Annotated in this window: 17 protein-coding genes and 1 pseudogene; 17 read left to right on the forward strand and 1 reads right to left on the reverse strand. The window is 66.9% G+C overall.

The window, feature by feature from the left end; genetic code table 11:
- Window positions 1–186: pseudogene (locus Q0M60_RS06425) on the forward strand (hypothetical protein); the annotation flags it as partial.
- Between the two features lie 2 nt (window positions 187–188).
- A complete protein-coding gene (locus Q0M60_RS06430) occupies window positions 189–1,109 on the forward strand; it encodes a cupin-like domain-containing protein (RefSeq protein ID WP_296817498.1) in 921 nt (306 codons plus the stop codon).
- A 14-nt stretch (window positions 1,110–1,123) separates the two neighbouring features.
- Here the strand turns inward: Q0M60_RS06430 and Q0M60_RS06435 are convergent, their stop codons facing one another.
- Window positions 1,124–1,399 carry a hypothetical protein gene (locus Q0M60_RS06435; protein ID WP_296817500.1) on the reverse strand — a complete coding sequence of 92 codons (276 nt, stop codon included), beginning with the start codon at window positions 1,397–1,399 and terminating at the stop codon, window positions 1,124–1,126.
- 149 nt (window positions 1,400–1,548) lie between these two features.
- Between Q0M60_RS06435 and Q0M60_RS06440 the strand changes: the two genes are divergently transcribed.
- From Q0M60_RS06440 to rplE, 15 genes are all read left to right on the forward strand, one after another.
- Window positions 1,549–2,412, forward strand: coding sequence for a DUF2807 domain-containing protein (locus Q0M60_RS06440; protein WP_296817502.1), 864 nt, complete (start codon window positions 1,549–1,551; stop codon window positions 2,410–2,412).
- A 462-nt stretch (window positions 2,413–2,874) separates the two neighbouring features.
- A complete protein-coding gene (gene rpsJ / locus Q0M60_RS06445; protein WP_296817504.1) occupies window positions 2,875–3,189 on the forward strand; it encodes a 30S ribosomal protein S10 in 315 nt (104 codons plus the stop codon).
- Window positions 3,190–3,192: 3 nt separating this feature from the next.
- Window positions 3,193–3,966 (forward strand): 50S ribosomal protein L3, encoded by a 774-nt coding sequence (gene rplC, locus Q0M60_RS06450; RefSeq protein WP_296817506.1) that lies wholly within the window; start codon window positions 3,193–3,195, stop codon window positions 3,964–3,966.
- Window positions 3,963–4,616 carry a 50S ribosomal protein L4 gene (rplD, locus tag Q0M60_RS06455; RefSeq protein WP_296817509.1) on the forward strand — a complete coding sequence of 218 codons (654 nt, stop codon included), beginning with the start codon at window positions 3,963–3,965 and terminating at the stop codon, window positions 4,614–4,616. Before rplC ends, rplD begins: the two co-directional genes overlap by 4 nt.
- Window positions 4,616–4,933: a 50S ribosomal protein L23 gene (locus Q0M60_RS06460; protein WP_296817510.1), complete on the forward strand. Its 318-nt coding sequence runs from the start codon at window positions 4,616–4,618 to the stop codon at window positions 4,931–4,933. Before rplD ends, Q0M60_RS06460 begins: the two co-directional genes overlap by 1 nt.
- A gap of 4 nt (window positions 4,934–4,937) precedes the next feature.
- Window positions 4,938–5,777 carry a 50S ribosomal protein L2 gene (rplB, locus tag Q0M60_RS06465; protein ID WP_296817512.1) on the forward strand — a complete coding sequence of 280 codons (840 nt, stop codon included), beginning with the start codon at window positions 4,938–4,940 and terminating at the stop codon, window positions 5,775–5,777.
- A gap of 3 nt (window positions 5,778–5,780) precedes the next feature.
- On the forward strand, window positions 5,781–6,059 hold the full coding sequence (gene rpsS / locus Q0M60_RS06470; RefSeq protein WP_296817514.1) for a 30S ribosomal protein S19: 279 nt from the start codon (window positions 5,781–5,783) through the stop codon (window positions 6,057–6,059).
- 3 nt (window positions 6,060–6,062) lie between these two features.
- A complete protein-coding gene (gene rplV / locus Q0M60_RS06475; RefSeq protein WP_296817516.1) occupies window positions 6,063–6,443 on the forward strand; it encodes a 50S ribosomal protein L22 in 381 nt (126 codons plus the stop codon).
- Window positions 6,443–7,195 (forward strand): 30S ribosomal protein S3, encoded by a 753-nt coding sequence (gene rpsC / locus Q0M60_RS06480; protein ID WP_296817518.1) that lies wholly within the window; start codon window positions 6,443–6,445, stop codon window positions 7,193–7,195. The genes rplV and rpsC overlap by 1 nt, the downstream gene beginning before the upstream one ends.
- Before the next feature lie 3 nt (window positions 7,196–7,198).
- Window positions 7,199–7,639: a 50S ribosomal protein L16 gene (rplP, locus tag Q0M60_RS06485; RefSeq protein ID WP_296817520.1), complete on the forward strand. Its 441-nt coding sequence runs from the start codon at window positions 7,199–7,201 to the stop codon at window positions 7,637–7,639.
- A complete protein-coding gene (rpmC, locus tag Q0M60_RS06490; protein ID WP_296817522.1) occupies window positions 7,636–7,830 on the forward strand; it encodes a 50S ribosomal protein L29 in 195 nt (64 codons plus the stop codon). The genes rplP and rpmC overlap by 4 nt, the downstream gene beginning before the upstream one ends.
- A 9-nt stretch (window positions 7,831–7,839) precedes the next feature.
- A complete protein-coding gene (rpsQ, locus tag Q0M60_RS06495; RefSeq protein WP_296817524.1) occupies window positions 7,840–8,091 on the forward strand; it encodes a 30S ribosomal protein S17 in 252 nt (83 codons plus the stop codon).
- A 20-nt stretch (window positions 8,092–8,111) separates the two neighbouring features.
- Window positions 8,112–8,480: a 50S ribosomal protein L14 gene (rplN, locus tag Q0M60_RS06500; protein ID WP_296817526.1), complete on the forward strand. Its 369-nt coding sequence runs from the start codon at window positions 8,112–8,114 to the stop codon at window positions 8,478–8,480.
- Entirely contained in the window at window positions 8,480–8,794 is a 315-nt protein-coding gene (rplX, locus tag Q0M60_RS06505; RefSeq protein ID WP_296817528.1) for a 50S ribosomal protein L24, read from the forward strand. The genes rplN and rplX overlap by 1 nt, the downstream gene beginning before the upstream one ends.
- Window positions 8,787–9,344, forward strand: a complete 558-nt coding sequence (rplE, locus tag Q0M60_RS06510) for a 50S ribosomal protein L5 (protein WP_296817530.1) — start codon at window positions 8,787–8,789, stop codon at window positions 9,342–9,344. The genes rplX and rplE overlap by 8 nt, the downstream gene beginning before the upstream one ends.
- Window positions 9,345–9,386 lie beyond the last annotated feature (42 nt).

Here is a 9,386-nt window from a genome sequence, read left to right on the forward strand (position 1 = left end):
CGCGCCGCCGACGCCATGGCCATCGGTCCCGCGGCCCGCCTGACCGGAAGCCTGCGCCGCCGCTGGGCGGTGGTCGAGGCCTGTGAAACCACCACCGCCGGACGCCTGCGCGGCGCCGCGTCCGCGGCTGCGGCCGGTTTCGGCCGGCTGCGCGCCGAACCCTCCTCCCAAGCCAGGAACGCCTGACCATGACCGACGCCTCGATCCTTCGGCGCACCCGCTATCCCGGCCCGATCACCGAGGCGCGGGTTTTCCAGCACGACATCGTGCGCTCGGGCCTCGCGGACGACGCGGCTCTGGCGGACCTGCTGGACGCCTATCCGGCCGACCTGTTCGACATCAACCTGTACGACTACGACGAGGACGGCCAGGTCTCCCTGCGCACCGGCGCGCGCGGCCGGTCGAGTGGCAAGGACCTGCTCGACGCCATCCAGAAGGGGCGGCTGTGGGTCAACCTGCGTGAGGTCGAACGGGGCCATCCGCGCATGTGGGCCGAGGTGATGAAGGCCTTCGAGGGGATCAAGGCGGCCTATCCGGGCCTGCGGCCCAAGACCCTGTCCGGCCAGCTGATCCTGTCGTCGCCACAGGCCAAGGTTCCCTATCACTTCGACGCGGCGGGCGTGGTCCTGTTCCACATGCGCGGCCGCAAGCGTCTCTGGGTCTATCCCGGCGATGAGCAGCACCTGCCCGAGACCTCGATGGAGAAGGTGGTCATGCGCCAGACCACCGAAGAGATTCCGTACCGCCGCGACTTCGACGCCAACGCCCAGGTCATCGACCTGAAGCCGGGCGAGGCCCTGACCTGGCCGCTCTATGCGCCGCACCGGGTCGAGAACCTGTCGGCCTTCTGCGTGTCGCTTTCGATGGATTTCCAGACCTGGGACTCGCGCTTCCGCAACGGCGCGCTGATCACCCACGGGGCGATGCGCCAGCGCGGCTGGAACCCGGGCTCGACCGACCGCCTGACGCGCCCGCAACTGGCCGCGCGCTGGGCCGCCTCCGTGGCCCTGCGCCGCACAGGCATGGTCAGGAGCAGGCTCGGCGAGTTTGAACGCAGCTTCGAACCGGACGCCAACGCCGCCGACGGGGCCGGTCGCCTGGACGCCTGATCAGAGGACCGCGCTCAGACGCCGCACTCGTACATCAGGCAGAGGTTGTGGTCGGAGTGCGCCCAGTAATAGCACATCTCCTGGTTCTCTCCGGGACGGGGGAACTGGTTGTTGCAGTCCTGGATCCGCTGATCGCGATCACGGTCGCACCGGTTGACGCAGTCGACGCAGGACTGGGTCGAGCACTGCTGCATGCGCGCGTATGAATTGTATGTCGGATAGGATGCGCTGGCCGCGCTAGTCCCCACGAGGACTGCGGCGAGGGCTGCGAAAGCGGCGAGCGTACGCATGAAGGGTCTCCGGCCGACCTTTGCCGAACGCCCCACAGACGCATTGGCTCCCGTAACATTGCTCGGAAGTCATGACCTCGAATTAAAGTGACTTGGGCGCCCCGCGCGATCAGCTTCCGGCCATCGCAATCGCCTCAGGAGGGCTCCCAATGAAACTTTCGCTGCTCGCCGGCGCCGGCCTTCTGGCGCTCGTGTCCGCCGGCGCCGCCTCGGCCGGCGAGGTCGAGATCAACGACGCCGTCGCCCGCGTCGTGGTCATCCCCGAGAACCGCTCGGACATCGATGTCTCGGTGACCCAGGGCTCGGCCGAGCTGCCCGCCATCACCGTGCGCCGTCGCGGCGACGACGTGATCGTCGACGGTCACCTGGACCGCCGCATCCGCACCTGCCGCGGCGGAGAGGAATTCGTCGGTGATCCGACCCAGATGCCGCGCGGCGTGACCGTCGAGGTCCGCGGTCACGGAACCATCGACATGGCGGACGCCCCGCTGATTATCGTCCGCACGCCCATGAACGTCGAAGTCGACTCCGACGGCGCGGTCTGGGGTGCGGTCGGCCGCGCCAGCTCGGTTGAACTCGGGGCCGGCGGCTGCGGCGACTGGTCGGTCGGCAACACCGAGGGCGCCCTGTCGGTCGCCGTCGGAGGCTCCGGCGATGTCCGCACCGGCACGGCCCGCACGCTTGAAGTCGCCGTCGGCGGCTCTGGCGACGTCCGCACCGGCGCGGTCACCTCCGCGGACCTGGCCATCGGCGGCTCGGGCGACATCCGCATCGCCTCCGTCAGCGGTCCGGTCGAGGTCGCCATTGGCGGCTCGGGCAATGTGACCATCGACGGCGGCAGCGCGCCGCGGCTCGAGGTCGCTATCGCCGGCTCGGGCGAAGTCAGCTTCGCGGGCGAAGCGGGCGATGTCGACGCCACCATCGCCGGCTCGGGCGACATCCGCGTTCAGCGGGTCACCGGGCGGGTCGAGCGGGCCATCCTCGGTTCGGGCGATATCCGCATCGGAAGCTGATCCTCCCCACGGAAAGCTGGACGACGGAACGCCCTGGGCCTCGCGGTTCCGGGGCGTTTCCAATTGCGCCCGGGGGACCGCGAAGAAGGTGGAGAATACGAGCCGAAAGGCCGAGAAGGCGAAAGTGGAGACGGTGAAGGTCCCGCCAGGGCCTGCGGTCCGGCCCGCGACCTTCTACCCGCCCGTCGCGGCGCTTGACGGGAAGGGAATCCGCGGTCATAAGCGCGCCTCTTGTTGGATCGGCTGTGCGCCACGTGGCGCAGACGCGGTTCGCAGGAACGACCTGAGTATCTGTTCTTTGCAGCGCTTCAGGACTTAAGCGGCCTTCGCAGGGTTCCTTGCGTGGGCCGATCGTTTTTGCGGAATGCGTAAGCCTGAAGGGCCCTTAAGCCCCGATGGCGGTCGGTCTTTGAAATGGTTCAGGGGAGACGCGGTTCCGCCGCAGCTAGGAATACGAGCGATATGGATCGTCAGAACATCCGCATCCGGCTCAAGGCCTTCGATCACCGCGTCCTGGACTTTTCCACGCGCGAGATCGTCAACACGGCCAAGAGAACGGGCGCCCAGGTCCGCGGGCCCATCCCGCTGCCGACGCTGATTGAAAAATTCACCGTCAACCGGTCGCCTCACGTCGACAAGAAGTCGCGCGAGCAGTTCGAGATGCGCACGCACAAGCGCGTGCTCGACATCGTCGACCCGACTCCGCAGACCGTCGACGCCCTCATGAAGCTCGACCTGTCGGCCGGCGTCGACATCTCGATCAAGCTGGGGGGCTAAGCGATGCGCACCGGATTGATCGCCAAGAAACTGGGCATGACCCGCGTGTTCGCCGAAGACGGCGCGCAGGTGCCGGTGACGGTCCTGTCGCTGGACGGCTGCCAGGTCGTGGGCCAGCGCACGTCGGACCGCGACGGCTACGTCGCCCTGACGCTGGGCGCCGGCTCCAAGAAGGCCAAGAACACCTCCAAGGCCGAGCGGACCAACTTCGCCAAGGCTGAAGTCGAGCCGAAGCGGATCGTCACCGAGTTCCGCGTCTCGTCGGACAACCTGATCGACGTCGGCGCCGAGTTGACCGCCGACCACTTCCTGGAAGGCCAGAAGGTCGACATCCAGGGCGTGACCATCGGTAAGGGCTTCGCCGGCGCCATGAAGCGCTGGAACTTCGGCGGCCTGCGCGCCACCCACGGCGTGTCCGTCTCGCACCGCTCGCACGGTTCGACCGGTAACCGCCAGGATCCGGGCCGTACGTTCCCGGGCAAGAAGATGGCCGGTCACTACGGCGTCGAGACCGTCACGACCCAGAACCTGACCGTCGTCCGCGTGGACGCCGAGCGTGGCCTCATCCTCGTCAAGGGCGCTGTCCCGGGCGCGGAAGGCGGCTACGTGAAGATCCGCGACGCCATCAAGGCCAAGGCCCCGGAAGGGCTCCCGACCCCGGGCGCGTTCCGCAAGGCCGGCCAACCGACCGCGGCTGAAGCTCCGCAAGAGAGCGTCGCCGAAACCCCGGCTGAAGAGACCCCGGCCGTCCAAAACGACGGGGACGAGGCGCAATGAAACTCTCCGTGACCAAGCTGGACGGCAAGGCCGCCGGCGACATCGAGCTGATGGACGACGTCTTCGGGATCGAAGAGATCCGGGCCGACATCCTGCAGCGCTGCGTGGTCTGGCAACTCGCCAAGCGCCGCGCCGGCACGCACAAGGTGCAGACCCGGAACGAGAACTCTCGCACCGGCAAGAAGATGTACCGCCAGAAGGGCACCGGCGGCGCCCGTCACGGCTCGCGCCGTGCGCCGCAGTTCGTCGGCGGTTCCCGCGCCTTCGGCCCGGTCGTCCGCGACCACGGCTTCGACCTGCCCAAGAAGGTCCGGGCCCTGGCTCTGCGCCACGCCCTGTCCGCCAAGGCCAAGTCGGGCGACCTGATCATCCTGGATCAGGCCACGCTCAAGGAGCCCAAGACGGCCGCGCTTCGCGAGACCTTCGGCAAGCTGGGCTGGGCCAAGGCCCTGATCATCGCCGGTCCGGAAGTCGATGCGAACTTCGGCCTGGCCGCCCGCAACATCCCGCACATCGACGTCCTGCCGAACGCCGGCCTGAACGTCTATGACATCCTGCGGGCCGAGAAGCTGGTCCTCACCAAGGCCGCCGTGGACGCCGTCCACGCCCGGTTCACTGGCGAGGCCAAGGCTGAGAAGGAAGCCGCGTAATGGCCGCCAAGCAAGCCAAGTCGGCGGCGACCGTCCGCCACTACGACACCGTCCTGGCGCCGGTGATCACCGAGAAGTCGACCGTGCTCTCCGAGCAGAACAAGGTCGTGTTCAAGGTGGCCGACGACGCCTCCAAGGACGAGATCGCCGCCGCCGTCGAGGCGCTGTTCAAGGTCCAGGTCGTGAAGGTCAACACCCTTGTCACCAAGGGCAAGACCAAGCGCTTCCGTGGGATCATGGGCCGCCGCAAGGACGTCAAGAAGGCGATCGTCACCCTGGCCGAAGGCCAGTCCATCGACGTGACCACGGGGCTCTAAGCAGATGGCTCTGAAACAGTTCAATCCGACCTCGCCTGGCCGTCGCGCCCTGGTGCTGGTCGACCGCTCCGAGCTCCACAAGGGTCGCCCGGAAAAGTCGCTCGTCGAGGGGCTGACCAAGTCGGGCGGCCGCGGCGCCGGCGGCCGGGTCGCCGTCCGCTTCCGCGGCGGCGGCGCCAAGCGCCTGTACCGCGTGATCGACTTCAAGCGTCGCAAGTGGGATGTGCCGGGCACCGTCGAGCGTCTCGAGTATGACCCGAACCGCACCGCCTTCATCGCGCTCGTCACCTACGAGGACGGCGACAAGGCCTACATCATCGCGCCGCAGCGCCTGAAGGCGGGCGATCCGGTGATCGCCGGCGAACGCGTCGACGTGAAGCCGGGCAACGCCATGCCGCTGCGCTCCATGCCGATCGGCACCATCATCCACAACGTGGAGATGAAGCCGGAGAAGGGCGCCCAGCTGGCCCGCTCGGCCGGCGCCTACGCCCAGCTCGTCGGCCGCGACGCCGGCTACGCCCAGATCCGCCTCGGCTCGGGTGAGCTGCGGATGGTCCAGGACAGCTGCATGGCCACGGTGGGCGCCGTCTCGAACGCCGACCACATGAACCAGAACTACGGCAAGGCCGGACGCGTCCGCCACATGGGCTTCCGCCCGCACGTGCGCGGCGTGGCCATGAACCCGATCGACCACCCGCACGGTGGTGGTGAGGGCCGGACCTCGGGCGGCCGCCACCCGGTCAGCCCGACTGGCCAGCCGACCAAGGGCCGCAAGACCCGCAAGAACAAGGCGACGGACAAGTTCATCATCCGTAGCCGCCACAAAGCGAAGAAGGCTCGGTAAGCGATGACCCGTTCCGCCTGGAAAGGTCCCTTCGTCGACGGTTACCTGCTCAAGAAGGCAGAAGCCGCTCAAGGTTCGGGCCGCAAGGACGTGATCAAGACCTGGTCGCGCCGCTCCACCATCCTGCCGCAGTTCGTCGGCCTGACCTTTGGTGTCCACAACGGGCAGAAGCACGTCCCCGTGCTGGTGTCCGAGGACATGGTCGGCATGAAGTTCGGCGAGTTCGCCCCGACCCGGAACTTCCCGGGCCACGCGGCGGACAAGAAGGCCAAGAGGAAGTAAGCGATGGGCAAGCAAGCCAATTCCCGTCGCGTCGGCTCCACCGAGGCTCGCGCCAAGGTCGTCAACGTGCGTATCAGCCCTCAGAAGCTGAACCTCGTGGCGCAGTCGATCCGCGGCCTGCCGGTGCAAAAGGCGCTGAACGAACTCGAGTTCAGCCGCAAGCGCATCGCCAAGGACGTCCGCAAGGCGCTCTACAGCGCCATTTCGAACGCCGAGAACAACCACAACCTCGACATCGACTCGCTGGTCGTCGCCGAGGCCTATGTGGGCAAGAACCTGGTGATGAAGCGTTTCATGGCCCGCGCTCGCGGCCGTGCCTCGCGCATCGAAAAGCCGTTCAGCGAGATCACCATCGTGGTCCGCGAGCTGGGTGAGGCCGCCTGATGGGTCAGAAAGTCAATCCGGTCGGGCTTCGGCTCGGCGTCAACCGCACCTGGGACAGCCGCTGGTTCGCCGGTGGGCATGACTACGCCCGTCTGCTGCACCAGGACCTGAAGCTGCGCGAATGGCTCAAGGAGCGCCTGTCCGGCGCCGGCGTGTCGCGCATCATCATCGAGCGCCCGCACAAGAAGTGCCGCATCACCATCTACGCCGCCCGTCCGGGCGTCGTGATCGGCAAGAAGGGCGCGGACATCGAGAAGCTCCGCAAGGACGTCTCGGCCATGACCGAAGGCGAGGTCTTCCTGAACCTCGTCGAGGTCCGCAAGCCGGAGACCGACGCGCAGCTGATCGCCGAGAACATCGCCCAGCAGCTGGAGCGCCGTATCGCGTTCCGCCGCGCCATGAAGCGCGCGATGCAGTCGGCCATGCGCCTGGGCGCCAAGGGCGTCCGCATCAACGTGTCGGGCCGCCTCGGCGGCGCCGAGATCGCGCGGATGGAGTGGTATCGCGAAGGCCGCGTGCCGCTGCACACCCTGCGCGCCGACATCGACTACGGCTTCATCGAGGCCCGCACCACCTACGGCGTCATCGGCGTCAAGGTGTGGGTCTTCAAGGGTGAGGTGCTCGAGCACGATCCGATGGCCCAGGACAAGCGCTGGGCCCAGGAAGCCTCGGGTCCGTCGTCGAACGAAGGCCGTGAACGTGGTCCTCGCGGCGACCGTGGCCCGCGCCGCGACCGGGGACGTGAGAGCTAAGTCATGCTGCAACCCAAGAAGACCAAGTACCGCAAGGCGTTCAAGGGCCGCATCCACGGCTCGGCCAAGGGCGGCTTCTCGCTGAACTTCGGCTCGTACGGCCTGAAGTCGATGGAGCCCGAGCGGATCACCGCGCGCCAGATCGAAGCCGCTCGTCGGGCCATCACCCGCCAGATGAAGCGTCAGGGTCGGGTGTGGATCCGCATCTTCCCGGACGTGCCGGTCTCCGGCAAGCCGGCCGAAGTCCGCATGGGCTCCGGCAAGGGCTCGGTGGATTTCTGGGCCGCCCGCGTGGCGCCCGGCCGCATCATGTTCGAGATCGACGGCGTGCCGGACGATGTCGCGCGTGAAGCCCTTCGCCTGGGCGCGGCCAAGCTGCCCGTCCGCACCAAGGTCGTGACCCGGCTCGACGCCGGCGTCGCCCATTCGGAGCAAGCGGCATGACCAAGATCGCCGACCTGCGGGCCAAGACGCCCGACCAGCTTCAGGAAGAGCTGCTCAGCCTGAAGAAGGAACAGTTCAACCTCCGTTTCCAGGCCGCCACCGGCCAGGCGGAGAAGACCCACCGCGTGGGCGAGGTCCGCAAGGACATCGCCCGCATCAAGACGCTGCAACGTCAGCAGCGTCAGGCCTGAGGAAGAGACATGCCCAAGCGGATTCTCGAAGGCGTGGTCGTCTCTGACAAGGGCGACAAGACGGTCGTCGTTAAGGTCGAACGCACGCTGCTGCACCCGGTCATGAAAAAGACCGTGCGGCTGTCCAAGAAGTATCACGCTCATGATGAAGCCAATTCGCTGAAGGTCGGCGACGTGGCCCGCATCCGTGAGTGCGCCCCCAAGTCCAAGCTGAAGCGCTGGGAAGTCTATTCCGGCGACGACGCGGCGACTTCGGCCTGAGTTAGAGAAGGTCTGATCCCATGATCCAGATGCAAACTAACCTGGACGTCGCCGACAATTCGGGCGCGCGCCGGGTCATGTGCATCAAGGTGCTCGGCGGCTCCAAGCGCCGCTACGCCTCGGTCGGCGACACCATCGTGGTGTCCGTCAAGGAAGCCATCCCGCGTGGCCGCGTGAAGAAGGGCGACGTCCTGCGCGCCGTCGTCGTGCGCACCGCCAAGGACATCCAGCGCAAGGACGGCTCGGTCATCCGCTTCGACCGGTCGGCCGCCGTCATCGTCAACAAGCAGAACGAGCCGGTGGGAACCCGGATCTTCGGCCCGGTTCCGCGCGAGCTTCGCGCCAAGAACCACATGAAGATCATCTCGCTCGCTCCGGAGGTCCTGTAATGGCCGCCAAGATCAAGAAGGGCGACGATGTCGTGGTCCTGACCGGCAAGGACAAGGGCCGCACCGGCAAGGTCACCCGCGTTCTGCCGAAGGATGACCGCGTGGTCGTCCAGGGCGTCAACGTCGTCCAGCGTCACACCCGTCCCTCGCAGGTCAACCCGCAGGGCGGCATCGTCAACAAGGAAGCCTCCATCCACGTCTCGAACGTGGCTCTGGTCGACTCCAACGGCAAGGCGACCCGCGTCGGCTTCCGCATGGATGGCGACAAGAAGGTCCGCTTCGCCAAGAGCACGGGGGACGCCATCAATGGCTGATACCCAATACACGCCCCGGCTTAAGTCGGAGTACCAGGCCCGCATCCGCAAGGCGATGACCGAGAAGTTCGGTTATTCCAACGAGATGCAGGTGCCCAAGCTGGACAAGATCGTCCTGAACATGGGCATTGGCGAGGCCGTCGCGGACTCCAAGAAGGCCCAGGCCGCCATCAAGGACCTGCAGGCGATCGCCGGCCAGAAGCCGGTGGCCACCAAGGCCCGCAACTCCATCGCCGGCTTCAAGCTGCGCGAAGGCATGGTTGTCGGCGCCAAGGTGACGCTCCGCCAGGACCGCATGTACGAGTTTCTGGACCGGCTGATCACGATCGCGCTGCCGCGCGTGAAGGACTTCCGGGGTCTGAAGGGCACGTCCTTCGACGGCCGTGGCAACTACGCCATGGGCCTGAAGGAGCACATCGTGTTCCCGGAGATCAACTACGACCAGATCGACCAGATGTGGGGCATGGACATCATCGTCTGCACCACGGCCAAGACCGATGAGGAGGCCAAGGCCCTTCTCACCGAGTTCAAGTTCCCGTTCACGAACTGAGAGCGGGAAGGAAAGCACCGATATGGCTAAGAAGTCCGCCGT

The organism is Brevundimonas sp. (genome assembly GCF_024711105.1).
In the GTDB taxonomy this organism is placed as follows: domain Bacteria; phylum Pseudomonadota; class Alphaproteobacteria; order Caulobacterales; family Caulobacteraceae; genus Brevundimonas.

Bases quoted from the DNA above. Each gene is read 5' to 3' on its own strand.
- Q0M60_RS06430 (WP_296817498.1), top strand. From the start codon at position 189: ATGACCGACGCCTCGATCCTTCGGCGCACCCGCTATCCCGGCCCGATC.
- Q0M60_RS06435 (WP_296817500.1), bottom strand. From the start codon at position 1,399: ATGCGTACGCTCGCCGCTTTCGCAGCCCTCGCCGCAGTCCTCGTGGGG.
- Q0M60_RS06440 (WP_296817502.1), top strand. From the start codon at position 1,549: ATGAAACTTTCGCTGCTCGCCGGCGCCGGCCTTCTGGCGCTCGTGTCC.
- rpsJ (WP_296817504.1), top strand. From the start codon at position 2,875: ATGGATCGTCAGAACATCCGCATCCGGCTCAAGGCCTTCGATCACCGC.
- rplC (WP_296817506.1), top strand. From the start codon at position 3,193: ATGCGCACCGGATTGATCGCCAAGAAACTGGGCATGACCCGCGTGTTC.
- rplD (WP_296817509.1), top strand. From the start codon at position 3,963: ATGAAACTCTCCGTGACCAAGCTGGACGGCAAGGCCGCCGGCGACATC.
- Q0M60_RS06460 (WP_296817510.1), top strand. From the start codon at position 4,616: ATGGCCGCCAAGCAAGCCAAGTCGGCGGCGACCGTCCGCCACTACGAC.
- rplB (WP_296817512.1), top strand. From the start codon at position 4,938: ATGGCTCTGAAACAGTTCAATCCGACCTCGCCTGGCCGTCGCGCCCTG.
- rpsS (WP_296817514.1), top strand. From the start codon at position 5,781: ATGACCCGTTCCGCCTGGAAAGGTCCCTTCGTCGACGGTTACCTGCTC.
- rplV (WP_296817516.1), top strand. From the start codon at position 6,063: ATGGGCAAGCAAGCCAATTCCCGTCGCGTCGGCTCCACCGAGGCTCGC.
- rpsC (WP_296817518.1), top strand. From the start codon at position 6,443: ATGGGTCAGAAAGTCAATCCGGTCGGGCTTCGGCTCGGCGTCAACCGC.
- rplP (WP_296817520.1), top strand. From the start codon at position 7,199: ATGCTGCAACCCAAGAAGACCAAGTACCGCAAGGCGTTCAAGGGCCGC.
- rpmC (WP_296817522.1), top strand. From the start codon at position 7,636: ATGACCAAGATCGCCGACCTGCGGGCCAAGACGCCCGACCAGCTTCAG.
- rpsQ (WP_296817524.1), top strand. From the start codon at position 7,840: ATGCCCAAGCGGATTCTCGAAGGCGTGGTCGTCTCTGACAAGGGCGAC.
- rplN (WP_296817526.1), top strand. From the start codon at position 8,112: ATGATCCAGATGCAAACTAACCTGGACGTCGCCGACAATTCGGGCGCG.
- rplX (WP_296817528.1), top strand. From the start codon at position 8,480: ATGGCCGCCAAGATCAAGAAGGGCGACGATGTCGTGGTCCTGACCGGC.
- rplE (WP_296817530.1), top strand. From the start codon at position 8,787: ATGGCTGATACCCAATACACGCCCCGGCTTAAGTCGGAGTACCAGGCC.